Source organism: Enterobacter sp. Tr-810, assembly GCF_011752765.1.
In the GTDB taxonomy this organism is placed as follows: Bacteria; Pseudomonadota; Gammaproteobacteria; order Enterobacterales; family Enterobacteriaceae; genus Enterobacter; species Enterobacter soli.
Genome location: NZ_VWWW01000002.1, coordinates 441419 through 466525, shown reverse-complemented (window position 1 = coordinate 466525; position 25107 = coordinate 441419). Strand labels below are relative to the sequence as shown.

Annotated in this window: 17 protein-coding genes, 2 tRNA genes, 2 other RNA genes and 3 pseudogenes; 14 read left to right on the top strand and 10 right to left on the bottom strand. The window is 51.2% G+C overall.

The window, feature by feature from the left end:
* Nucleotides 1-207 precede the first annotated feature (207 nt).
* Nucleotides 208-2364, bottom strand: a complete 2157-nt coding sequence (locus tag F3J30_RS08835; protein ID WP_166716990.1) for a hypothetical protein — start codon at nt 2362-2364, stop codon at nt 208-210.
* 258 nt (nt 2365-2622) lie between these two features.
* Here F3J30_RS08835 and F3J30_RS08830 point away from each other — a divergent pair.
* The 6 genes and pseudogenes from F3J30_RS08830 to F3J30_RS08805 all read left to right on the top strand — a co-directional run.
* Nucleotides 2623-2826 (top strand): annotated as a pseudogene (locus F3J30_RS08830) (IS30 family transposase); the annotation flags it as partial.
* Between the two features lie 185 nt (nt 2827-3011).
* Complete coding sequence (gene rutR / locus F3J30_RS08825; RefSeq protein ID WP_166716989.1) at nt 3012-3650, top strand: HTH-type transcriptional regulator RutR; 639 nt, start codon at nt 3012-3014, stop codon at nt 3648-3650.
* 641 nt (nt 3651-4291) lie between these two features.
* Nucleotides 4292-4477: pseudogene (locus tag F3J30_RS22620) on the top strand (integrase); the annotation flags it as partial.
* 168 nt (nt 4478-4645) lie between these two features.
* A complete protein-coding gene (locus F3J30_RS08815; protein ID WP_166716987.1) occupies nt 4646-5353 on the top strand; it encodes a hypothetical protein in 708 nt (235 codons plus the stop codon).
* A gap of 203 nt (nt 5354-5556) precedes the next feature.
* Nucleotides 5557-6035 (top strand): annotated as a pseudogene (locus F3J30_RS08810) (type VI secretion system tube protein Hcp).
* A 326-nt stretch (nt 6036-6361) separates the two neighbouring features.
* Nucleotides 6362-6568, top strand: a complete 207-nt coding sequence (locus tag F3J30_RS08805; RefSeq protein WP_166716986.1) for a PTS sugar transporter subunit IIB — start codon at nt 6362-6364, stop codon at nt 6566-6568.
* A 361-nt stretch (nt 6569-6929) separates the two neighbouring features.
* On the opposite strand, the gene F3J30_RS08795 is transcribed toward F3J30_RS08805, so the two are convergent.
* Both F3J30_RS08795 and putA read right to left on the bottom strand, forming a co-directional pair.
* Nucleotides 6930-7325: a lysozyme inhibitor LprI family protein gene (locus F3J30_RS08795; RefSeq protein ID WP_166717148.1), complete on the bottom strand. Its 396-nt coding sequence runs from the start codon at nt 7323-7325 to the stop codon at nt 6930-6932.
* Between the two features lie 101 nt (nt 7326-7426).
* Nucleotides 7427-11389 carry a trifunctional transcriptional regulator/proline dehydrogenase/L-glutamate gamma-semialdehyde dehydrogenase gene (gene putA, locus F3J30_RS08790; RefSeq protein WP_166716985.1) on the bottom strand — a complete coding sequence of 1321 codons (3963 nt, stop codon included), beginning with the start codon at nt 11387-11389 and terminating at the stop codon, nt 7427-7429.
* A 423-nt stretch (nt 11390-11812) separates the two neighbouring features.
* On the opposite strand from putA, the gene putP reads away from it, so the two are divergent.
* Complete coding sequence (gene putP / locus F3J30_RS08785; protein WP_166716984.1) at nt 11813-13321, top strand: sodium/proline symporter PutP; 1509 nt, start codon at nt 11813-11815, stop codon at nt 13319-13321.
* A gap of 115 nt (nt 13322-13436) precedes the next feature.
* Nucleotides 13437-13856: a DUF3574 domain-containing protein gene (locus F3J30_RS08780; protein WP_014069722.1), complete on the top strand. Its 420-nt coding sequence runs from the start codon at nt 13437-13439 to the stop codon at nt 13854-13856.
* A gap of 71 nt (nt 13857-13927) precedes the next feature.
* Here the strand turns inward: F3J30_RS08780 and F3J30_RS08775 are convergent, their stop codons facing one another.
* On the bottom strand, nt 13928-15112 hold the full coding sequence (locus F3J30_RS08775) for a nucleoside transporter C-terminal domain-containing protein (protein WP_166716983.1): 1185 nt from the start codon (nt 15110-15112) through the stop codon (nt 13928-13930).
* 251 nt (nt 15113-15363) lie between these two features.
* Between F3J30_RS08775 and efeU the strand changes: the two genes are divergently transcribed.
* The 4 genes from efeU to phoH all read left to right on the top strand — a co-directional run bounded on the left by efeU (nt 15364) and on the right by phoH (nt 19944).
* On the top strand, nt 15364-16197 hold the full coding sequence (efeU, locus tag F3J30_RS08770; protein ID WP_166716982.1) for an iron uptake transporter permease EfeU: 834 nt from the start codon (nt 15364-15366) through the stop codon (nt 16195-16197).
* 42 nt (nt 16198-16239) lie between these two features.
* On the top strand, nt 16240-17367 hold the full coding sequence (efeO, locus tag F3J30_RS08765) for an iron uptake system protein EfeO (RefSeq protein ID WP_014069725.1): 1128 nt from the start codon (nt 16240-16242) through the stop codon (nt 17365-17367).
* Between the two features lie 5 nt (nt 17368-17372).
* Complete coding sequence (gene efeB, locus F3J30_RS08760) at nt 17373-18656, top strand: iron uptake transporter deferrochelatase/peroxidase subunit (protein WP_166716981.1); 1284 nt, start codon at nt 17373-17375, stop codon at nt 18654-18656.
* A 499-nt stretch (nt 18657-19155) separates the two neighbouring features.
* Nucleotides 19156-19944: a phosphate starvation-inducible protein PhoH gene (gene phoH, locus F3J30_RS08755; protein WP_168714504.1), complete on the top strand. Its 789-nt coding sequence runs from the start codon at nt 19156-19158 to the stop codon at nt 19942-19944.
* Between the two features lie 230 nt (nt 19945-20174).
* Here phoH and F3J30_RS08750 read toward each other — a convergent pair.
* The 4 genes from F3J30_RS08750 to F3J30_RS08735 form a co-directional block, all read right to left on the bottom strand.
* Nucleotides 20175-20310, bottom strand: a non-coding RNA gene (locus F3J30_RS08750) — RtT sRNA.
* A 43-nt stretch (nt 20311-20353) separates the two neighbouring features.
* Nucleotides 20354-20441 (bottom strand) — tRNA-Ser (locus tag F3J30_RS08745).
* 147 nt (nt 20442-20588) lie between these two features.
* Nucleotides 20589-21266, bottom strand: a complete 678-nt coding sequence (locus F3J30_RS08740) for an isochorismatase family protein (protein WP_166716980.1) — start codon at nt 21264-21266, stop codon at nt 20589-20591.
* A gap of 20 nt (nt 21267-21286) precedes the next feature.
* Nucleotides 21287-22147, bottom strand: a complete 861-nt coding sequence (locus F3J30_RS08735) for a pirin family protein (RefSeq protein ID WP_166716979.1) — start codon at nt 22145-22147, stop codon at nt 21287-21289.
* A 110-nt stretch (nt 22148-22257) separates the two neighbouring features.
* On the opposite strand from F3J30_RS08735, the gene F3J30_RS08730 reads away from it, so the two are divergent.
* Nucleotides 22258-23163, top strand: coding sequence for a LysR family transcriptional regulator (locus F3J30_RS08730; protein WP_166716978.1), 906 nt, complete (start codon nt 22258-22260; stop codon nt 23161-23163).
* A 422-nt stretch (nt 23164-23585) separates the two neighbouring features.
* Here F3J30_RS08730 and F3J30_RS08725 read toward each other — a convergent pair.
* Together F3J30_RS08725 and F3J30_RS08720 are read right to left on the bottom strand one after the other, a co-directional pair.
* A non-coding RNA gene (locus F3J30_RS08725) (RtT sRNA) lies at nt 23586-23722 on the bottom strand.
* A gap of 44 nt (nt 23723-23766) precedes the next feature.
* Nucleotides 23767-23854 (bottom strand) — tRNA-Ser (locus tag F3J30_RS08720).
* Between the two features lie 231 nt (nt 23855-24085).
* Between F3J30_RS08720 and ghrA the strand changes: the two genes are divergently transcribed.
* Nucleotides 24086-25024: a glyoxylate/hydroxypyruvate reductase GhrA gene (gene ghrA, locus F3J30_RS08715; RefSeq protein ID WP_166716977.1), complete on the top strand. Its 939-nt coding sequence runs from the start codon at nt 24086-24088 to the stop codon at nt 25022-25024.
* Nucleotides 25025-25107: the final 83 nt, after the last annotated feature.

Here is a 25107-nt window from a genome sequence, read left to right as displayed (position 1 = left end):
CATACCCCTGCAGATAAATACACAGGGGAAAAAATGTGGAAGAAATAGTGAAAATGCGAGGCGGCTCGAGGAAAGAGGGTGGGATGGTTATCGCGCAGTGAGTGAAGAGCGGAAATTATAACTATAAAAGAATAGATTGGTGGTCTTACGTTAAGATACATCAATTGTTATTTTCGTAGCGACCACCATGTTGTATGTAAGGATAATTTATGGTAGCTGCTTCACATGCGAATACAGGGTTTTCAAGTGAGAAATGCCTAAATCTAGAATTGGTTCATACATAAATGAATTGAGATGGATGTTTTCTGGAGTCATTAGATTTACCTGCTCAAGAATTGCAATATCCTGGGTACGACCAAGAGCCAATCGCTTATATTCTTGAAGTAGTCTGACTGTCTGGTTTTCCGTAATTGAATTTATGAATAATTCATCATTGATGGTTCTGATCATATGACGTTCAGCAAACAATCTAATGGCTATTGAGAGAGTTATTTTCCCTTCAAGTTCAACAGTCTCTTCATGTGAATTGAATACTAAATCGGCTTCCTCATTTATTAAATCAATTACCAGTTTCGCCCCTGGATGTAAAACAATGTGCTGCTTATCTGCAAGGATTTTCTTATATATGTCACAGAGCCCGGCAAGTGTGATAGTGTCAGTGTCCGCCTTTACATGAAGCAACGACGTAAGCTTGATATATTCATTATCCAAACCACAGTATTCGGCTAAGTTTCTAACAAATGGAATTGCCGAGATACAAAACACATTCGTTGTTAGGTTGTCTTTCCAGTGATTGAACGGATTCTTCTGATATTTTTCCTTGATCAGAGTTAGCTTTCTTCCGACCTTTGCTGCATGTAGCTTACAATCACGTTTTAACCCAAGTCGTCCACTGATAGTTCTGTAAAAATCAAAATTATGAGATAAGAACAGACAATAGAATTGACCTGAGGCTGAAATGTCTTTCAGATACTCAATGATTGCGTACTTATTTTTATAATCGAATGAGTCTGCAATGTCATCAATTACTAATATTGTATTCATTCCCTGCTTTCTTCTTGTTTCAATTTCGAATAATATATTAAGTATATAAAGCGCTCTTCTTTCACCTTGACTGAGCACTTTCAATAAGGAATCTCTAGGAATGTCTCCTTCTCCATCACAATCATAAAATTTAAATGAAATTGAAGGCTGCGATCCTTTTAGAATTACATCATCTTGGTTTGATATGCTCATTTTGAATGGGACAGTAAATCGCTTGTTGAACGCTTCAACAACTGCCTCCCATTCTGTTCTCTCACTCTTTGCCTGCTCAATAGCATTTACAATCGTGACTTTATTTGTTCTATAGACCTCCAGGAATTGACTATAAAGTTCCTTTTGATCAATGAGGTAAGAAATCCATAGGTCTTTTTGAAGTTGTTTGAAGTTTTTCAAATATGGAAGGATATGTTGATTATCAAAGAGATAATCCCTAAATTTCCTCAATTCACTGTTTTGTATTTTTTTATCTATTGCATCAAATTTTGAAGAGAGATCCTTATCAGTGAGTATCTTTTTTCTTTCATCTTCAATCTTTTCTGAAAGCTCTTCAGCTGTAGAAATCTCTTTCATCCCATTTTTTGTTCGTAAGTTTACTGTATGTTTGGCTTCAAAAAAACCATTGTCTTTTAGTTGCTTATTAACTGTAGATGCACTGTAATGATTGAACTGTTTGCTTAATACATCTGATTTTGAAACTAGCTCATTATATTTTTGAATATACTCTTCAAGCTGGTCTTTGATTGTGCCTGATTCTAATAGCCCAACAGTTTTATCATTGAAAATTTCGGCATAAGAAACTGTGGAAAGTTGTGATGGAGCCGCATTTTTTATTTGTTCCTCCGATGATTCCATAAATTCAGAAAAAGTCTTCTTGCCGAAGCATTTCAGAATTTCTGATTCAGGTGTAGTTGTTCTCCCTGTCAGTCCTGATAACTGCTTTAGCTTAGCAAATAAAGCGGACTGTTTATCAGCAATATTCTTTAGGGACTCATCATATTTTTGCTTGACTGCACTATTTACCAGAAGAAGAGATGACTTTGCAGATGAAAAATCTGCATTGTATGGTTCAACAACAAATACTGAGTCAGCAGAAATATCGTTACCTGCTTCATCTTTTATGTTTCTTCCAGACTCTCTATCTGGAAAAATTACGTCCTTTGTTTCTCTCCCGTTAGCCAAATCGTCGAAAGTTTTAGAAAACGAGGTTTTCATGAAACCATTTGGTGCATAGATGGCATAACTTTTAGTTATATTAAAATCAAAATCATGAACTAATTCACTAATACCATAACAATTTTTTAGATTAACTGAAAGCTTCATTATTATCCCTTTTAGAAGATGAAACAACGGAGCCAATTTAGTAGATACATCAGCAGAACGTGATTTTATTAACGCCGATAAGTCACTAAAAAGTACCCATCTTTGAGGCTGGAAACAAAGTTATAACCACTAACGTTGGAACAGGCAAGCATAGGGTTGAAAACATAATGCCCGCTATCGGCCCTTTTACGTATGCAATGTAAATTAAGGGTAAGGTCCGCTTCGTGGTGTGGGTTGAATAGTTCGATGCAACGCTATCCTCAATCTCCCTGGCAACGCGGCTCAAATGAAAATACAAACAGATTACTCAGACAGTATTTTCCAAAAGGAACTGACTTATCGGTTCACAGCCAACAAAGACTAAACAGTGTTGCAAGACAGCTCAACGAGAGACCAAGAAAAACGGTAGACTATGAATCACCCGCAGAGCGTTTTAACCAATGTGTTGCATCCATCGGTTGAACTCACACCACGAAGCGGACCGTATAAAGGACCGTCGAATCTGCGATAAACAAGGCTAGCAACATTAGCCCCCAATCCCCCACACAACCCTTTCCCTCATCAATTTTGCACAACCCCCATCCCCAAAATGTCGAGACAACCCCCTGCATTTGCTATGCTATGGCAAACCAATAAGGAGAGCGCAGATGACACAAGGTGCAGTGAAAACACCAGGTAAACGTTCGCAGGCGGTGAGTGCGAAAAAGCAGGCCATTCTGGGTGCGGCGCTGGATACGTTTTCGCAGTTTGGCATCCATGGCACGCGGCTGGAGCAGGTGGCAGAGCGGGCAGGGGTGTCAAAAACTAATCTGCTGTACTACTACCCGTCAAAAGAAGTGCTCTACGTTGCGGTGCTGCAACAGATCCTCGATATCTGGCTGGCGCCGCTCAAGGCGTTTCGCGAAGAGTTCACCCCGCTGGTGGCGATTAAAGAGTACATCCGCCTCAAGCTTGAGGTATCCCGCGACTACCCGCAGGCATCACGCCTGTTCTGCCTTGAGATGTTGCAGGGCGCGCCGTTGCTGAAAGCCGAGCTGACCGGGGATTTAAAACAGCTAGTGGACGATAAATCGGCGATCATTGCCGGGTGGGTCGCCAGCGGCAAGCTGGCACCGGTAGAGCCGCATCATCTGATCTTTATGATTTGGGCCTCCACTCAGCACTATGCTGACTTTTCGGCCCAGGTCGAAGCGGTAACCGGCAAAACACTTCAGGATGAAACTTTCTTCCAGAACACGCTGGAAAACGTGCAGCGGATGATTATCGAAGGGATCCGCGTCCGCTAGTTCCCCTCACCCTAACCCTCTCCCACAGGGAAGGATGTCTAAATAATTGAACAAAGAGTGAGGCGGTTTAAGTTAAAATACGTTGATTTCATTAAGTTTGGCCATTGCATGAGTTAGTTTTGCTCATTACGCTATAGTTTAAGAAACAGTTTTTTGAACTTGAACTGTGAATAAGTATGCAATAAATATGAATGATGAAAATCAACTTTACGACGAAAGCGCTTGATAATCTTTCTCCAAAACCCGCCGCTTACATGGCGTATCATGCAAGCGGCGAACGCGGGACGGGACGTATAGTAGTGCGTGTCTATCCGTCTGGACGTAAAACTTTCGTCTATCGCCATTTCGTAGGTAAAACAGCAAAATTTCAGACACTGGGTGAATACCCGTCAATGTCTATCAGTAGCGCTCTTGAGAAGTTCGAAAGTCTTTCTTCATGTTCGGATGTGATCAAGGTTACTAAAACAAGCGGTACGCTTGCTGATCTGTTTGAGGCCCACAAAACCGATTTTATTGCCTCCGGTAAAAGCACATACCACCATTACAAAACTCTGCGCTCCACCATTTCAAACAGCGAATTACTTTCGGGTAATATTAAACGCTTTTGTGAGAAAATGAACGTTGATTCATTTATTCCGAGTGATTTCCGCCGAACCTTTAAAACATTGGGTGGACAACTGAAAGTCACAAAAGTAATTCGTGACAGAATTCAGCACCACGCTTTACATGACGTATCATCTGTTCACTATGACAGATACGATTACAACGAAGAAAAGCTGGAAGCACTTTTGAAATGGGAAAATAAGCTAAAAGAGATAATGAACTGATAATAACCCAGCATTACATTCACACCCTTGATTATTAAAGGTCACCTATATTCCCCAGTGATATATAGGTGACCTTTTTAAATTTAATTATCCAGAAGTGAGAGCATGATCACTTTGATTGAATATTACGTATAAGATGATTAACCTATTAAATCACGAGGGAATGTTATGAATTACAGCGATGATATAATTAATAGAATTGGATCCGATAAAAACTTAGCTATAAGATTAGATAAAGCGATGGCTGGAGTGAAAGATGGCTTTGTCGAATATGTAAATAATCTTGGTGATGGTGCAACAAGACTGCTTTATTACACTTCATGCTTTACAGAAAATTATACAGATGTTTGCGAACGACTTGGGAATGAAGATAAGCATTTTTTACTAGGCCTGTATGAACTTATTAAGCATAGAGATATAATTTTTAGAATGGTAAGAATTTATGTTGAAACAATGCTCAAGCATAAAAATGAAAGTGACATAAAAATTATTCTTAGACAAGTTGTTCCGTTTACAACTCACTATTCAGCTATGCAATCTTCAAGATTTGCAATAGTATATTCTATTGTTAAATATATTTGCTACGGCAGTAAAATCAATGGGGTTATACAAAGCGCAATGATGAAAAAAATTGGGGGCTTATCATCGGCTGCACTAATAACATTAAGCACATATGGTACTGTTCAACATGCTGCTGATAGTGCAAACAATCTAAAACATTTTCTACCACAGTTCTATAGCGCTCTATATATGCAAAACATTGAAATGATGTACTTTTTAATAGAGCCAGCGGTTTTAAGTGTTGGCTATTTAAATATGGGCATGGCATCAAATGCTGAAATAATTAATGCACTGAAAAGAATGGCTGGCAAATGAATAAGTTATTAAAGGAAATATTCAGGCTTATTTTTGAAGATTTAACTCTTCAATTAAAAACATATTTAACGATTTTGGCTATAATATTATTGTCTTATATACCTGTAAAGTTTATTGATGATCCAGTAATAACAATGAGCGTAGTTGGGATCATCATTGTGATTGTTCTATATTTTTCATTTTTTTATGAGAGAAAAAAATAAATGTCTATACCAGCACATATTTGGCTTGCCGATGAAAATAATTCACCTTTAATTGGTGAATGTTTAATGTCAACACGATTGGGTTCGACTGAGCTTAAATCATTCAATCATTCTGTATGGATTCCTACAGATCATAACACCGGAAAACTTACTGGAACACGTCTGCATGTTCCGATTACATTTGAAAAGAAATAGACCGTCTTACCCCGTATTTATTCAGAGGTGTATGCACTGGTAAAACATTTAAAGAAGCTGTAATAAAAATGTATAGAATTAATGAGGCAGGAATAGAGATAGAATATTTTAATATAAGGCTGGAACATGTGAAAATAACAAGAATCTCTCCAGTTTTATTTCCACTGGGAGTTGCAAGTAAACATATGGAGGAAGTTGAAATCCGTTATGAATCCATCCAATGGAAATATTGCGATGGGAACATAATGTTTAAAGATACCAGGAGTGAAAGAGTAACAGCATAACTAAAGGGACTCTGTGGAGTCCTTTTATAAACCTTCTATATCAAAAGATAAACTCAGCAAAACCAACGTTTCAGACCTCAGTTAAACTCCTTAAAAATTCACGCCAAGATATTGTTTTTCTAAATTAATAATATTCAAAACCCACTACAAAATAAAATTGCATTGCTTTTTTATATACCGCAAAGCAAATCATTCCTCAACCTGACAATTTATTCTTTTGAACTTCATCGCGAACATTAAATTAAATGTCGACATTCTGGTTTTCGAAACGTTCAGGCGTTCGAACGTTCGGAGTATGTTTAAGCTAACTTAATAAGGACATAACGATGGTTAATATAGTTCATTGTCGCGTAGATAACAGACTTATTCATGGCCAGGTTGCTACCGCCTGGCTTCCACACACTAATGCTAATCTGTGCCTGGTCGTAAATGACAGTATTGCAGTTAATGATGATAAAAAATTTTTGCTACAGATGGCTCTGCCGGAAGGCATTCAGTTGCGCTGTTTTTCAGTAGAAAAATCATTGAGATAATCAATAACGCCGCTGACCACCAGCGTATTTTCATTCTCTGTGAAAACGTACAAGATGCTGCTGAGCTCGTTAAAAGTGGTCTCTCCATTAAATCCAGGAAATTTGGGCGTTCTGTCCCCGATTAGCCTGGAGCAAACGCTGAGGGCCACCGCGAAGCGGCGATTTTCTTGCCGGGAGCCCGGGTCGCCAGGGTATTGGGGTGACAGAGTTGCAAGGAACGTAAAGTGAACGGAATGACCACCTGAGCGGTATGTTCCCCCTCACCCCAACCCTCTCCCAAGGGGAGAGGGAGTTGTCCGTGCTCGTATTTTCAACCCACAGGGAAAGGGGACTGTTATGTGCTGTCTTTTCTCCCTCGCCCCTATGGGGCCGGGGGAAGAGGGCAGCTCAAATCGCCTTCTTCACACTGCATCATTGAAGCCAGATAGGCTTCGCGCTCGACGGTTTTCTCCGTCATACACTGGTTGATGATCATGGGCTGCACGCTGCCGCCCTCAGTACCCGACCCGACAAACGCACAATCCGCATCACGCAGGGTGATCCACGCCAGCTGTGCTTTCTTTAACAGATCGCGCTGTGGAGCTGCTGCACGTTTCATGGCGGCCTGGTAAGTCTGGTTGAGCTTCTTGTCTGCCGCCTGGTATTGCGATGCCGTGCAGGTGTTCAGCTCAAGCTGCGTGCTGGCGTTGCCGCACTCATCCGCCAGTGCGCTGGTGCTCAGCAGTAACGCGCCTGCGGCAATCAGTAATCGTTTCATCATTTGCTCCCTGTAAAAAAGCCGGATGCGCTGCGCTTATCCGGCCTGTGGTGACAGATGTCGCCCCGGTAAGCATAGCGCCACCGGGGGATTTTACACGATTAACCGATGGTCATCAGGCTGGCGTTACCGCCTGCGGCCGCGGTGTTGACGCTGAGTGAACGCTCAACGTACAGGCGCTCCAGCAGCAGGTTGGTTTCGCCACGGGCAAAGCCCTGCACCGACACAATCGGCCCGCGACGCGCCGCCACCTGCTCGCACAGTTCGCGCAACTGGTCTGAATCACCGTGGTAGATAACCGCTTCGAAGTCCTGGCTGAGCAGTTCATCGGCTTTCGCAAAGTGGATACGCGCAGACACCGCTTTCGGCAACTGTTTTGCCAGGTCGCGGTGCAGCCCGTCTTCCGGCCACAGCACTTCACAACCCGTTGCCGCTGCGGCAGCCAGCTGAACCAGCGCATCCTGCTCGTTATCCGCCACGCACAGCACACGCTCACGCGGCATCAGCGTCCAGGTGTTGCGCTCGCCGGTTGGCCCCGGCAGCAGACGCTGCGTACCCGCCTGGGCCAGCTCGCCGTACTGCTGAGCGATGGCACGCAGTTCCGGGCGTTTTTCCGCCCACGTGATCAGTGCTTCCAGCGGCTGAGTCAGCGCGGCTTTCAGCTGTGCATCCACAGGGCGTTCCGCATCCTGACGCGCCAGCGTCACACCCAGCGCATTTTCCGGGCGGTTGGCCAGCAGGCGATACAGGTACAGTGGACCACCGGCTTTCGGACCGGTACCGGATAACCCTTCGCCGCCGAACGGTTGCACGCCGACCACGGCACCCACCATGTTGCGGTTCACGTACAGGTTGCCGACTTTGGCGCTGCCGGTCACCTGGGCAATGGTTTCGTCGATACGGGTATGCACGCCGAGCGTCAGACCGTAGCCGGAGGCATTAATCTGCTCGATGAGCTGATCGAGGTTGTTACGGTTGTAACGCACCACGTGCAGCACCGGGCCAAAGACCTCTTTTTTCAGTTCATCGAAGCTTGCCAGTTCAATCAGCGTCGGCGGAACGAAGGTGCCGGTCTGCCATTCGCGCGCGTCTTCACTGTTTTCACGCACGGCCTGGAACACCGGGCGGCCTTTGGCGCGCATCGTCTGAATGTGATTTTCAATGTTGCCTTTGGCTTCTTCATCAATCACCGGGCCAATATCCGTGGTCAGGCGACCCGGGTTACCCATGCGGCACTCTGCCATGGCGCCACGCAGCATTTTCAGCGTGTGGTCTGCCACGTCATCTTGCAGGCACAGTACGCGCAGCGCGGAGCAACGCTGGCCCGCGCTGTCGAATGCCGAAGCCAGCACGTCAACCACCACCTGCTCGGTCAGGGCGGACGAGTCCACAATCATGGCGTTCATCCCGCCGGTTTCTGCAACCAGCGGCGTCGGGCGACCCTGTGCATCCAGACGTGTGGCGATGTTACGTTGCAGCAACGTCGCCACTTCAGTCGAGCCGGTGAACATCACGCCGCGCACGCGGTTATCGGAAGTCAGCTGTGCACCCACCGTTTCACCACGGCCAGGCAGCAACTGCACCACGCCCGCCGGAACACCGGCTTCCAGCAGGATGTTGATCCCCTGGGCCGCAATCAGCGGGGTCTGTTCCGCCGGTTTAGCCAGCACGCTGTTACCGGCGGCAAGCGCGGCCGCAATCTGGCCGGTGAAGATTGCCAGCGGGAAGTTCCACGGGCTGATACACACTACCGGGCCAAGTGGGCGGTGCGTTTCGTTATCAAAATCATCGCGAACCTGGCCGGCGTAGTAATGCAGGAAGTCTACCGCTTCACGCACTTCGGCAATGGCGTTGCTGAAGGTTTTACCCGCTTCACGCACCAGAATACCGATAAGCTGCTGCATCTGATCTTCCATCAGCACGGCAGCACGTTCCAGGATGGCGGCACGCTCCTGCGGTGGGGTGGCGAACCAGATTGGTGCGTTATTCACGGCGCTGTCGATAGCCTGGGACACTTCCTGCTCGCTGGCTTCACGCACGTAACCGACCACATCTTTCGGCTCTGCCGGGTTAACCACGGGCTGCATTTCGCCATCAGCCACCGGCTGCTCGAGAATAGGTTTGGCCTGCCATTTATGCAGCGCACTGTTGAGCAGGGCAGAAGAGAGCGACGCCAGACGGTGTTCGTTCGCCAGATCCAGGCCCGACGAGTTCACGCGGCCCTGGCCATACAGCTCGCGCGGCAGGGCAATCTTCGGATGCGGCAGACCCAGCTGACCTTCCTGAGCGGCCATTTTCTCCACCGCCTGCACCGGATCGGCAACCAGCTCATCGAGTGGCAGCGTGGTGTCGGCAATACGGTTAACGAACGACGTGTTCGCGCCGTTTTCCAGCAGACGACGCACCAGGTACGCCAGCAGGGTTTCGTGCGTGCCCACCGGGGCATAAATACGGCACGGACGGTTCAGTTTACCATCCGCCACTTTACCGGTGACTTGTTCGTACAGCGGTTCACCCATGCCGTGCAGGCACTGGAATTCGTACTGGCCCGGATAGTAGTTCTGCCCGGCCAGGCTGTAGATAGCCGCCAGAGTGTGGGCGTTGTGGGTGGCGAACTGTGGATAAATCAGGTTCGGCACGCCCAGCAGTTTTTTGGCGCAGGCGAGGTAAGACACGTCGGTGTACACCTTACGGGTATAGACCGGATACCCTTCCAGGCCATCCATCTGCGCGCGTTTGATTTCGCTGTCCCAGTACGCGCCTTTCACCAGACGGATCATCAGGCGACGACGGCTGCGGGTTGCGAGATCAATCAGGTAATCAATGACGAACGGGCAGCGTTTCTGATAAGCCTGAATCACAAAGCCAATGCCGTTCCAGCCAGCCAGCTCCGGTTCGAAGCACAGTTTTTCCAGCAGATCGAGGGAGATCTCCAGGCGGTCGGCTTCTTCGGCGTCGATGTTAATACCGATATCATACTGACGCGCCAGCAGGGTCAGGGACTTCAGGCGCGGGTAGAGTTCGTCCATCACACGGTCGTACTGGGCGCGGCTGTAGCGCGGGTGCAGGGCAGACAGCTTAATCGAGATGCCCGGGCCTTCGTAAATGCCACGGCCGTTGGAGGCTTTACCGATAGCGTGGATCGCCTGCTGGTAAGACACCATATAGGCCTGCGCATCGGCGGCGGTCAGGGCCGCTTCGCCCAGCATGTCGTAAGAGTAGCGGAAACCTTTGTCTTCCAGCTTGCGGGCATTGGCCAGCGCTTCGGCAATGGTTTCCCCGGTCACGAACTGTTCGCCCATCAGGCGCATCGCCATGTCCACACCTTTGCGGATCAGCGGTTCGCCGCTCTTGCCGATGATGCGGTTCAGGGAAAGAGAGAGGTTGGCTTCGTTATGGGTAGACACCAGCTTGCCGGTAAACAGCAGGCCCCAGGTGGCGGCGTTAACGAACAGCGACGGGCTGCGGCCGATGTGCGACTGCCAGTTACCGTTGCTGATTTTGTCGCGGATCAGCGCGTCGCGGGTGGCTTTGTCCGGAATACGCAGCAGCGCTTCCGCCAGGCACATCAGGGCGACACCTTCCTGCGAGGAAAGCGAAAACTCCTGGAGCAGGCTCTGTACCATACCGGCGCGGCCGGAAGCGGTTTTCTGGTTACGCAGCTTTTCAGCAAGCTGATACGCCAGCTTGTGCGCCTGGGTGGCGATCGGCTCCGGCAGGCGAGCCTGTTCCAGCAGCATCGGGACGGCGTCGGTTTCGGCGCGGCGGTAGGCCCCGGTGATTGCAGCGCGGCTTACGGACTGCGGCAGGATCTGCTCGGCGAATTCAAGGAACGGCTGGTGGTTCTCTTCGGCGGCTGTAGCCGCTTCTTCGCTTTCATTTGCCGCACCGCTCAGCAGGGCTGGCAGCTCGGGTAATCCGTCTTCGCTTTCCAGTCTTTCCAGATAATTAAAAATTGCCTGCTTAATTAACCAGTGCGGCGTGCGGTCAATGCGGGTTGCTGCGGTTTTAATCCGTTCGCGGGTTGCGTCATCCAGCTTAACCCCCATGGTGGTCATGCCCATGCCAAAACTCCTGTTGTTCTGTGTTCGTGTTCTCGTTGATAGCGTGAAATATCCACCATGTTGCAACTTTGTGCAACCGTGTTAAATGTGACACGGTTTGCAAGCTGGGAAATGAATGGATTGTTAATGGAGAGTTAGCTGGAAAAAATAGCTGGCTTATGGTGCCAAAGCCTGTTTTTATGCGGCACTTAACACTTTTTAAAGGTGCAACCCGTAAAAGCGTGAGCGAGTGCAACCTATACGAAAGACGTATAAAACCAGGGATGAATTTGATGTAAATGCAGTGTTAAATCGTTTGTGTGCGAGCACTGCTTCCGGCAGGATACGCGCGGCCAACAGAAATACACATCATCATCACCCCGTTCCGGTGATGGAATAAAAGGCAGCCGGGAAGGTTGTCGATCAAATTATTGGAGTCTTTAAATGGCAATTAGCACACCGATGCTGGTGACATTTCTTATCTATATTTTTGGCATGATCCTGATAGGTTTTTTGGCCTGGCGATCAACAAAAAGCTTTGACGACTATATTCTGGGCGGGCGCAGTTTAGGGCCAATGGTAACCGCACTCTCTGCGGGCGCATCGGACATGAGCGGCTGGCTGCTGATGGGCTTACCGGGTGCGATTTTTATCTCCGGCATTTCAGAAAGCTGGATCGCGATTGGCCTGACCGTGGGCGCATGGGTTAACTGGAAACTGGTTGCTGGCCGCCTGCGTGTGCACACCGAGGTGAACAACAATGCCCTGACCCTGCCGGATTACTTCACCGGGCGCTTTGAAGATAACAGCCGCGTGCTGCGCATTATCTCGGCCCTGGTTATCCTGGTGTTCTTCACCATCTATTGTGCGTCCGGCATTGTGGCGGGTGCGCGTCTGTTCGAAAGCACCTTCGGCATGAGCTATGAAACGGCGCTGTGGGCCGGTGCGGCGGCGACAATCCTGTATACCTTCGTGGGCGGTTTCCTGGCGGTGAGCTGGACTGACACCGTGCAGGCGAGCCTGATGATCTTCGCGCTGATCCTGACGCCAGTGATTGTGATTTTCACCGTTGGCGGCTTTGGCGATTCGCTGGAAGTGATCAAACAAAAGAGCATCGAAAACGTCGATATGCTGAAAGGGCTGAACTTTGTCGCGATTGTGTCGCTGATGGGTTGGGGCCTGGGCTACTTCGGTCAGCCGCATATTCTGGCGCGCTTTATGGCTGCTGACTCTCACCACACCATTGTTCATGCGCGTCGTATCAGTATGACCTGGATGATCCTTTGTCTGGCAGGGGCGTGTGCGGTAGGCTTCTTCGGTATCGCCTACTTCAACAATAACCCGGCGCAGGCGGGTGCAGTGAATCAGAACGCCGAGCGCGTATTTATCGAGCTGGCGCAAATTCTGTTTAACCCGTGGATTGCCGGTATCCTGCTGTCCGCGATTCTGGCGGCGGTGATGTCGACCCTGAGCTGCCAGCTGCTGGTGTGCTCCAGTGCGATTACGGAAGATCTGTACAAAGCGTTCCTGCGTAAAGGAGCGAGCCAGAAAGAGCTGGTGTGGGTAGGGCGCTTTATGGTGCTGGTGGTGGCATTGATTGCCATTGCGCTGGCAGCCAACCCGAACAACCGCGTTCTGGGCCTGGTAAGCTATGCGTGGGCGGGCTTTGGTGCCGCGTTTGGCCCGGTAGTGCTGTTCTCGGTTATGTGGTCACGCATGACCCGTAACGGCGCGCTGGCAGGCATGATTATTGGTGCGGTGACGGTTATCGTCTGGAAACAGTTCGCATGGCTGGGCCTGTACGAAATCATCCCTGGCTTCATCTTCGGCAGCATCGGGATCGTGGTGTTCAGCCTGCTGGGCAAAGCACCGTCTGCGGCGATGCAAAAACGCTTTGCAGAAGCGGACGCGCATTACCACACCGCACCACCATCTAAATTGCAGCCTGAATAATTAGTACCTCCCTCCTGTAGGCCGGGTAAGCGTAAGCGCCACCCGGCTTTTTTCTTGCTAAATTCCGCAATTTACGCTGATATCGCTGTGCTTATAACAATGAGGATAGCGAAGTATGACAATCAAAACAGGGCTTATGGTGGCGGCACTTTTCATGCTGGCAGGCTGTAACGCACCCGCGCACAACACCGCAGACACCACCTGCAAAGTGGATAACCAGATGCAGCAAACCACGCTCTATTTCGGGCTGAGCCGCCCGGCAGGGAAAGACATTACCGGTCAGGAGTGGCAGCAGTTTGTTGACCAGGACGTGACCCCGCGCTTTCGCGATGGCCTGACGGTATTTGATGCCCGCGGGCAGTGGCTGGGGAACGACGGGAAAGTGGCGCGCGAGCAGAGCAAGGCGCTGATGCTGATCCACGGTAAAGATGCGGCGAGTGAGCAGAATATCGAAGCGTTGCGTGGGATCTACAAATCTCGCTTTGCGCAGGAGTCGGTGATGCGTGTTGATCAACCGGTGTGCGTGCAGTTTTAATGAAAAACGGCGGGAAAACCCGCCGTTGTTGTTTTTTAGGCCGGGTAAGCGAAGCGCCACCCGGCATGAGATTACAACACTAATCCCGCAAAACTCGCCGACAGCAAACTCACCAGCGTCGCGCCGTACACCAGACGCAACCCGAAGCGGGACACGGTGTTCCCTTGCTGTTCGTTCAGGCCCTTAATGGCGCCCGCAACAATCCCGATAGACGCAAAGTTAGCGAAAGAGACCAGGAACACGGACAAGATGCCAAGACCGCGTGGGGTCATCTGATGCGCAATTTTTTGCAGCTCGATCATCGCCACAAATTCATTCGCAACCAGCTTCGTGGCCATAATACTGCCCGCATTTAAGGCATCGCTCAGTGGAATACCAATCAGCCACGCCAGGGGATAAAACACATAGCCCAGGATCTGCTGGAAGCTCATGCCAAATACGCTGGAGAACAGGGCGTTGACGGCGCTAATAAGGGCGATAAAGCCAATCAGCATAGCCAGAATAATCATCGCCACTTTAAAACCGGCCAGAATATACTCACCCAGCATTTCAAAGAAGCTCTGGGATTCGTGCATTTTTTCCAGTTTGATATCCGGCTCCGCTTCCGGGCGTGCCGGGTTGATGACGGAGAGAATAATAAAGGTGCTGAGCATATTGAGTATGAGCGCCGCGACAACAAATTTGGCATCCAGCATGGTCATGTACGCGCCGACAATCGACAACGACACAGTAGACATCGCGGTAGCAGCCATCGTAAACAGACGGCGGGAGGAGAGGTCGCCCAGGATACCTTTGTAAGCAATGAAGTTTTCAGACTGCCCGAGGATCAGTGAACTGACGGCGTTGAAGGATTCCAGTTTCCCCATCCCGTTCACTTTCGACAGCAATGTCCCGATAATCCGAATAAAAACAGGCAGAATTCGCCAGTGCTGGAGAATACCAATCAGCGCGGAAATAAAAATAATCGGGCAGAGAACGCCGAGGAAAATGAAGGCCAGCCCTTTTTCACCCATACCGCCAAAGACGAAATTCGTCCCTTCGGAGGCAAATTTAAGCAGCGATTCAAAGAACCCTGAAACATATTTAATCAGGAAAAGACCGCTTTCGGCATGAAGGAAAAAGAATGCCAGGGCAATTTCAATAATAATAAGCTGTAAAACGTAGCGAATACGAATTTTTCGGCGGTCAAAACTCACCAGCCAGGCAAGCGCAAGAATAATCACCAGCGCCAGAAGGAAGTGGATAATATTATACATGGTTAATTTTCGGTTGGTTTTCGAGTGGCATATTTAGCCACAGCTGTGTTTAACCGTAAATGGGCATTTACGTTATAAGTTATAAACACAACGATAACGACGGAAACTATTAACCGGCGAGCGATTTACATCTCGTCATCAAAACACCACACATTTCGCTTGTGTTTCTCATCTACGTAATGATAATCACTATCACAAGAATTTACCTTTCTTTGCATCAGTTGACCGCGATTAACAATTAAGGTGTCGGCATGTTTGTTCCATTTCTCATTATGTTACGTGAAGGCCTTGAAGCTGCCTTAATCGTGAGTCTTATCGCAAGCTACCTCAAACGAACCCAGCGCGGGCGCTGGATTGGCGTGATGTGGATTGGGGTGTTCCTTGCCGCGGCGCTCTGCCTGGGGCTTGGGATCCTCATCAACGAAACCACCGGTGAGTTCCCGCAGAAAGAACAAGAGCTGTTCGAAGGCATCGTCGCCGTGATTGCGGTGGTGATCCTGACCTGGATGGTGTTCTGGATGCGCAAAGTGTCCCGTAACGTGAAAGTTCAGCTGGAGCAGGCGGTCGATAACGCCCTGCAAAAAGGCAACAACCACGGCTGGGCGCTGATCATGATGGTCTTTTTCGCCGTTGCGCGTGAAGGCCTGGAATCGGTCTTTTTCCTGCTGGCTGCGTTCCAGCAGGATGTGGGGATCTGGCCGCCGCTCGGTGCCATGCTTGGGCTGGCAACGGCGGTGGTGCTCGGTTTCCTGCTGTACTGGGGCGGTATTCGCCTGAACCTGGGCGTGTTCTTCAAGTGGACGAGCCTGTTTATTCTGCTGGTTGCCGCCGGGCTGGCCGCGGGCGCGATCCGCGCGTTCCACGAAGCCGGGCTGTGGAATCACTTCCAGGATGTCGCGTTTGACCTGAGCAGTGTGCTCTCTACGCACTCCCTGACCGGAACCCTGCTCGAAGGTATCTTCGGGTATCAGGAGACGCCGAGCGTCAGTGAAGTGGCGATGTACTTTATCTATCTGGTTCCGGCGCTGGTGCTGTTCGCGCTGCCGCCGCGTGCCCGCACCCAGACGTCGCATCCCGCGCCGTAATGGGGTTGGTGTAGTTACAACATACTTTAAAAGGGAAGAGTCATGGCAATTCAGTTCCGTCGTAGTGCGTTACGCGCAGGCATTGCCGCGCTGTTCGCTTCCGCATTCTCCGCGCAGGCAGCCGATATTCCGCAGGTTAAAATCACTGTGAATGATAAGCAGTGTGAGCCGATGAGCGTCACGGTGAACAGCGGTAAAACGCAGTTTATTATTCAGAACCACAGCCAGAAGGCGCTGGAATGGGAAATCCTCAAAGGCGTGATGGTCGTGGAAGAGCGTGAAAACATCGCCCCGGGCTTTAGCCAGAAAATGACGGCTAACCTGCAACCTGGCGAATACGACATGACCTGTGGCCTGCTGACCAACCCGAAAGGCAAGCTGATTGTTAAAGGCGAAGCCACGGCGGATGCCGCGAAAGGCGAAGCCCTGCTGAGCCTGGGTGAGGCGATTACCGCCTATAAAGCCTATGTCACCAAAGAGACCGCGGACCTGGTTACCGGCACCAAAGCCTTTACCGATGCAGTGAAAGCGGGCGATCTCGAAAAAGCGAAATCCCTGTATGCGCCAACCCGTCAGCACTACGAGCGTATTGAACCTATTGCTGAACTGTTCTCCGACCTGGATGGCAGCATCGATGCCCGTGAAGATGACTACGAGCAGAAAGCCGCCGATCCTAAGTTCACCGGTTTCCACCGTCTGGAAAAAGCGCTGTTTGGCGATAACTCCACCAAAGGGATGGAGAAGTACGCTGAGCAACTGAACACCGACGTGCTGGAGCTGCAAAAACGTATTAGCGAGCTGGCGTTCCCGCCATCTAAAGTGGTGGGCGGCGCGGCAGGCCTGATTGAAGAAGTGGCGGCGAGCAAAATCAGCGGTGAAGAAGACCGTTACAGCCACACTGACCTGTGGGACTTCCAGGCTAACGTCGATGGCGCGCAAAAAATTGTCTCTCTGCTGCGTCCGCAGTTGCAGAAAGAGAACAGCGAGCTGCTGGCGAAAGTGGATGCCAACTTCAAGAAAGTCGACACCATTCTGGCCAAATATCGCACCAAAGACGGCTTCGAAACCTACGACAAGCTGACGGATGCTGACCGTAATGCGCTGAAAGGCCCTATTACGACTCTGGCAGAAGATCTGTCTCAGCTGCGTGGCGTACTGGGTCTGGACTAAGCGCGATGAACAAGCAAGACGAATTCGACGTGGCTGAACCTTCGCGACGTCGTTTACTGAAAGGGGTAGGGGCGCTGGGTGGCGCGCTTGCCCTGGCTGGCGGATGCCCGGTGGCACATGCGGCTAAACCGCAAAGTGCTCCCGGCACGGTATCCCCCGAAGCACGAATGGAAACGCAGCCTTTCTATGGCGCGCACCAGTCGGGCATTCTGACGCCACAGCAGGCCTCTATGATGCTGGTGGCGTTTGATTCGCTGGCCAGTGATAAAGCCGATCTGGAGCGCTTGTTCCGCCTGTTGACGACGCGTATCGCGTTTCTCACCGCAGGCGGCCCGGCGCCGCAAACGCCTAACCCGCGTCTTCCGCCAATGGATTCCGGTATTCTTGGACCGTTTATCGCCCCGGATAACCTGACCATGACCGTGTCGCTGGGTGAGTCGCTGTTTGATGAACGCTATGGCCTGACGAAGCACAAACCGAAATCGCTGCAAAAAATGACGCGATTCCCGAATGATTCGCTTGATGCGGCGCTGTGCCACGGTGATCTGCTTCTTCAGATTTGTGCCAACACTCAGGACACGGTGATCCATGCCCTGCGCGATATCATCAAGCACACGCCGGACCTGCTGAGCGTGCGCTGGAAGCGGGAAGGATTTATCTCTGACCACGCTGCGCGCAGCAAAGGGAAGGAGACACCGGTCAACCTGCTTGGGTTTAAGGATGGCACTGCCAACCCGGACAGCAGCGATCCCGCGTTGATGAAAGAAGTGGTTTGGGTCACGGCCGATCAGGGTGAACCGGCGTGGGCCGTTGGTGGCAGTTATCAGGCGGTGCGTATTATTCAGTTCCACGTGGAATTCTGGGATCGCACGCCGCTCAAAGAGCAGCAGACCATTTTCGGCCGTGACAAGCAAAGCGGTGCGCCGCTGGGCATGAAAAACGAGCACGATGTGCCCGATTACAGCGCCGACCCAAACGGTGACACCATCGCGCTGGACAGCCATATTCGTCTGGCGAACCCGCGCACCAAAGAGACGCAGTCCAGCCTGATGATGCGCCGTGGCTACAGCTATTCGCTGGGGGTGACCAACTCGGGTCAGCTGGATATGGGGCTGCTGTTTGTCTGTTATCAGCATGATCTGGAAAAGGGCTTCTTAACCGTGCAGAAGCGGTTAAACGGCGAAGCACTGGAAGAGTACATTAAGCCTGTCGGCGGCGGTTATTTCTTTGCCCTGCCTGGGCCGCGCGATCAAAACGCGTATCTCGCACAAGGGCTCCTCGAAGCCTGATAATTGTCCCTGCGATAGTTCGCGGGGACATTATTTTTTCATATGACTATCCCTCTGTTATATTTCTGTAATATTCCTGTATGAGACTGAATTCACCTGTAGGGACAGTCTTAAAGTTGCATCAAAGTAAAATAAATGTTGCATTTATGATAAACCTTGATGTACTTAATATAAGACAGCGGTAGTTCCCGGCAGTGATGCTGAATCACAATGGAGATCGCGAATGGTTGCGTCCTGTACTGGACATGGTAAACATAACAACCGCAGCACCCGGCGCGGAGGCTCAGACTCCGGCAGCGATTTCCTCACCACTAAATTCTCCTCATCTTCTCCAGAATCTCCTTCGACCGACGTGCAAAATGGTGCGCGTAGCCGTTCTGTATCGTCATCCGATAAAGCAAGCAATGGCTTACAAGGAAGCCAACCCTCTGATGTTCGTGCGCATAATCGTGCCGACTCTGGCGCGTGTGATGAATACCAACAACTCAAGGTGCTATCCATGGGAAGACAAAAAGCAGTGATCAAAGCTCGTCGCGAAGCAAAACGTGTGCTGAGACGGGATTCACGTAGCCATAAGCAGCGTGAAGAAGAATCGGTCACCTCGCTTGTGCAGATGAGTGGCGTTGAAGCAATTGGCATGGCGCGGGACAGCCGTGATACTTCCCCAATTGTGGCGCGCAATGAAGCTCAGGCGCACTACCTGAATGCTATCGAGAGTAAACAGCTCATCTTTGCAACCGGTGAAGCCGGATGCGGGAAAACCTGGATTAGTGCAGCCAAAGCGGCGGAGGCTCTGATCCATAAGGACGTGGACAGGATTATCGTCACCCGTCCGGTACTGCAAGCTGATGAAGATCTCGGCTTCTTGCCCGGAGACATTTCGGAAAAGTTTGCCCCATACTTCAGGCCCGTCTACGACGTGCTGGTGAAACGACTGGGTGCATCCTTTATGCAGTACTGCCTGCGACCAGAGATTGGCAAGGTGGAAATCGCGCCGTTCGCCTATATGCGCGGACGTACATTTGAAAATGCGGTCGTGATCCTTGACGAGGCTCAGAACGTGACCGCTGCGCAAATGAAGATGTTCTTAACGCGCCTCGGGGAAAATGTGACGGTTATCGTTAACGGCGATATCACTCAATGCGATCTGCCATCCGGTGTGAAATCCGGCCTGAGCGATGCGATGTCACGTTTTGAGGAAGATGAGATGATTGGGGTGGTCCGCTTTACCAAAGATGACTGCGTGCGGTCGGCGCTTTGCCAGCGCACGCTGCAAGCGTACTACTGAGTTAGCTGTTGTGTTCAAGGCCCGGGAAACCGGGCTTTGTTTTTTGTGCGGTCTTCACGCCTGGTGGCGCTGTACTTACCAGGCCTACAGGCACGGTTGCAATATCGTAGGTCGGGTAAGCGTAGCGCCACCCGAAATAAATACCGCAGAAATCTCAAAGGTTCGAATCCCCCTGGCGGAGATCCAAAAGAAAAAAGCCCGTACTTTCGTACGAGCTCTTATCTCAAATATGGCGGTGAGGGGGGGATTGACTCGCTTTGTTCGCCCTTCGGGCAGCCTGTTCGCTACGCTCTCAGTCTGTCCAACTGGCTGCGCCAGTTGTCGAACCCCGGTCGGGGATTCTCATCCCCCCTGGCGGAGATCCAAAAGAAAAAAGCCCGTACTTTCGTACGAGCTCTCATCTCAAATATGGCGGTGAGGGGGGGATTCGAACCCCCGATACGTTGCCGTATACACACTTTCCAGGCGTGCTCCTTCAGCCACTCGGACACCTCACCATATTGTATTGCTGCCTGACCGCTTGGGGGGCAACGGGGCGCTACTATAGGGAGTTGCGCTAAAACGGTCAAGCAGATTTTCTGCTTTAGTGCTTGTTCGGTTAAGCAATAATCAGCTCCACGGTGTTTATGCCGTGGAGCGTGTCATTACTGCTGTGAATCGAGCACTTCGCTGTGCTTCACCACGTCCTGCGCTTTCCTGTAACTTTCAATCAGCAACTGATAAGCAGGGAAGATGTGCGTGTACACCTCAGCCCACTCGGCGGCGTCTTCACGGTTCCATGTGCGCTGAATTTCAGACGCGACCGCCGCCGTATCCATTGGCACAACACCCGCCTGCACCACGCGTGCCAGAGTTATCTCCTGGGCCATTTTGCTGTAGGTGCCTGATGCATCGATAACCGCAAACACTTTATAGCCGTCGGCCACTGCGCTGATTGACGGAAACGCCATGCAAACGCTGGTGATGGTACCTGCAATGATCAGCGTCTTGCGCCCGGTCGCCTTAACGGCAGCAACAAACTCCGGGTTGTCCCAGGCGTTAATCTCACCTTTGCGTGCCACATATTGCGCATGAGGTGCGTTAGCGTGGATCTCCGGGATCAGAGGGCCGTTCGGACCTTGCGGTACGGACGCGGTAGTAATCACCGGGATCTTCGCCAGGGTCGCGATTTTGGCCAGCGCTGCCGCACGGGCACGCAGTTCCGGCATAGGCATGTCAGCAACGGTCTGGAATAACCCGCTCTGATGATCAATAAGTAACATGACCGCATCGTTCACATCAATGACCGAGCGTGCTCCATTAAAATTCGCAGGTGTAGACATTTTCTTCTCCTTAATTACGATCAGATCTGGCCGAAGCGGCCTGAGTTAAAATCGCTAATGGCTTCAGCGATTTCGGTTTTACTGTTCATCACAAACGGGCCATAGCCCACAATCGGCTCATTCAGCGGTTCCCCGGCCATAAGCAGCACTTTGGCATCACGGCTGGCCTCCAGATGTACCTTCTCTCCTTGCTGGCTCAGGACGATAAGCTGAGCTTCTCCCGCCTGCGCGGTGCCGTTTACCGTTACGTTGCCTTCAAGCACAACCAGTGCGGTGCTCCAGCCCTCGGGCAGAGTGAGCGCAAGATGGCTCCCCTGATGCAGCGTAATGTCCCATACATTCAGTGGCGAGAAAGTACGGGCAGGGCCAGTGATGTCTCCGTATCGCCCGGCGATAACGCGCAGGTCGCCGCCGTTATCGGGTAACGCCACCACCGGGATCGTGTCGCGGGTGATGCTCTGATACCCCGGTGCTGCCATCTTGTCTTTCGCGGGCAGGTTCACCCACAGCTGCATCATCTTGAGTTCGCCACCTTTCTGTGCAAATCCACTGGAGTGGAACTCTTCATGCAGAATGCCGGAGCCAGCAGTCATCCACTGCACATCGCCGGGACCAATCACGCCGCCTTTACCAGTTGAGTCGCGATGCTCGACTTCGCCGGAATAGACGATAGTGACCGTTTCAAACCCGCGATGGGGGTGTTCTCCCACGCCACGTTTTGCGCCATCCGCCGGGAAGGTATACGGGCCTGCGTAATCCAGCAGCAGGAATGGGCTGAGCGGCTCGCCGTGAGTCTGATAAGAAAACATTGAACGAACCGGAAACCCATCACCAACCCAGTGCTGACGCGGTGCGGTATAAACGCCTGTAACATTTTTCATGGCTATCTCCTGATGTTCTGTTGATGTTTATTAGCTTATATTCAGGTTTAATATCCCGGTAGACAGTGAAAATGACATTCACTGTTCCTTAAATGGAACGATGGGGTTTTATGCAGGATCTCAATGACTTTGCGTGGTATGTGAAGGTGGTCGACCACGGTGGTTTCGCAGCTGCCGGGCGGGCGCTCGATCAGCCAAAATCAAAACTGAGCCGCCGAATTGCGCAGCTTGAAGAGCGGCTTGGGGTGCGGTTAATTCAGCGCACCACGCGCCAGTTTACCGTTACCGAAGTAGGCCAGACCTTTTATCAACACTGTAAAGCGATGCTGGTGGAAGCCGAGGCGGCGGAAGAGGCCGTCGCCGCGTTGCAGGCGGAGCCGCGCGGTATTGTCAGGATCACCTGTCCGGTGACGTTGCTGCATGTGCACGTAGGGCCGATGCTGGCGCGCTTTATGGCGAAATATCCGGGAATAAACCTCCAGCTTGAAGCCACCAATCGTCGGGTGGATCTGGTGGGTGAGGGGATCGATATTGCAATCCGTGTGCGTCCGCGTCCGTTTGATGACAGCGACCTGGTTCTGCGGGTGCTGGCCGACAGAGGGCATTGTCTGGTGGCCGGGCCTGATTTGATTCAGCGTATGGGAAAACCGGTTATGCCCTCAGAGCTGAGCCGCTGGCCGGGGTTGAGTATGGGGGAGGGGAGGCAAGTTCATAAATGGGATTTGACCGGCCCGCAGGGGGCAAAAGCGGAGATCCACTATGCCCCGCGTTTTATCACGACCGATATGCTGGCGCTGCGGGAAGCGGCTATGGCAGGTGTGGGTGTGGTGCAGCTTCCCATTTTGATGGTGAAAGACCAGCTCGCCTCAGGGGCGCTGGTTCGGGTGCTGGATGATTGGGAGCCACGCCGGGAAGTCATTCACGCGGTGTATCCGTCCAGACGCGGGCTATTGCCATCGGTGAGGACGCTGGTGGATTTTCTGACGGAAGAGTATGCGCGGATGGTGGAGGAGTAGTGGTTCCCCAGTCATTATTGCTTTAAAAAGCGATGATATTACGCCATGGAAATAAAAGACTTACCGCGGCTCCATGGTCCGGCTGAAAATCGCCGAAGCGTTTCCTGTAGGCCGGGGCGAGGCGCATGGATGCGCCGAGAGGGCGCGACTTGCATGGACGCTGCATCGCGCCCGACCCGAAAGCCGGAAGGAATAAGCTGAGGGTACCGCGAAGCGGCGATTTTCTTGCCGGGAGCCCGGGTTGCCAGGGGGGTGGCGACTGAGCCACCCTGGCACGTTCACGTGTTATGGGGTGACAGAGTAACAAGGAACATAAAGTGAACGGAATGACTACCTTAGCTGTATATTCTCCATTGCCCAAAGAAGTGAGGGAGTCGTTCGTGCACGCATTTTTAGTGGGGATCAGACCGCACCGGGTCGCATATAGCACCGGGGGGATTGACTCGCTGCGCTCGCCCTTCGGGCAGCCTGTTCGCTGCGCTCTCAGTCTGTCCAACTGGCTGTCGCCAGTTGTCGAACCCCGGTCGGGGATTCTCATCCCCCCCTTTCGGAGAATATAAAAGAAAAAAGCCCGTACTTTCGTACGAGCTCTCATCTCGAATATGGCGGTGAGGGGGGGATTCGAACCCCCGATACGTTGCCGTATACACACTTTCCAGGCGTGCTCCTTCAGCCACTCGGACACCTCACCATATTGTCATCCCGTTGTTGCTGGGACGGGCGCTAATGTAAGGAAAACCCGAACTGCCGTCAATCAACTTTTTCAGTTAATTAGCGTGTTTAGACAAACTTCAAACAACCTGATTCCGAAATGTGCTGAAAGCGGTTTTTTTATCAACAACGCAAATGCCAGTAAATTTGTTATGCTGGCAATCCAGTTGAAAACGAAAATAAAATCGCGCAATAAAAGGCAGGAATCGCTATGGATATTATCTTTTATCACCCTACTTTTGATACGACTTACTGGATTAACGCACTGTCGGCAGCATTGCCGGGCGCGCGCGTTCGCGAGTGGAAGCGGGGCGATCATGAACATGCCGACTACGCGCTGGTGTGGCATCCACCGGTAGAGATGCTCCAGGGCCGTGAACTGAAAGCCGTCTTTGCGCTTGGGGCTGGTGTGGATTCGATCCTGAGCAAGCTGAAGGCGCATCCAGAGATGTTGCCTGAACATATCCCGCTGTTCCGCCTGGAAGATACCGGAATGGGCCAGCAAATGCAGGAATATGCCGTGAGTCAGGTGCTGCACTGGTTCCGTCGTTTTGATGATTATCAGGCCTTCAAACAGCAAGCGCACTGGGAACCGCTGCCGGATTATCACCGCGAAGATTTTACCATCGGTATTCTGGGGGCTGGTGTGCTTGGTTCAAAAGTGGCAGAAGCACTTGCCCCGTGGGGATTCCCTCTGCGTTGCTGGAGCCGCAGCCGTAAAGATTATCCTGGCGTAGAAAGCTTTGCCGGAACAGACGAACTCCCGGCGTTCCTGAAAGGCACTCGCGTGCTGATTAACCTGCTGCCTAATACGGCGGAAACAGTGGGGATTATCAACAAAGCGCTGCTGAACCAACTGGCGGATCAGAGCTATTTAATGAATCTGGCACGCGGTGTTCATCTGGTCGAGTCTGATCTGCTGGCGGCACTGGACAGCGGCAAACTCAAAGGCGCGATGCTGGATGTCTACAGCCGTGAACCGCTGCCAACGGAAAGCCCGCTGTGGGCGCATCCCCGCGTGGCGATGACGCCGCACGTTGCCGCAGTCACGCGTCCGGCAGAGGCCGTAGCTTATATCTCCCATACCATCAGTGAGATGGAGAAGGGCAACACCGTTACCGGGCAGGTCGACAGACAGCGCGGTTACTAAGAGAACCCGGCGTTAGCCGGGTTTTTGCTAATATTCGCCGCTGATAACTGCTATCCTTGGGAAAAACAGCAGAGGAGAGAAAG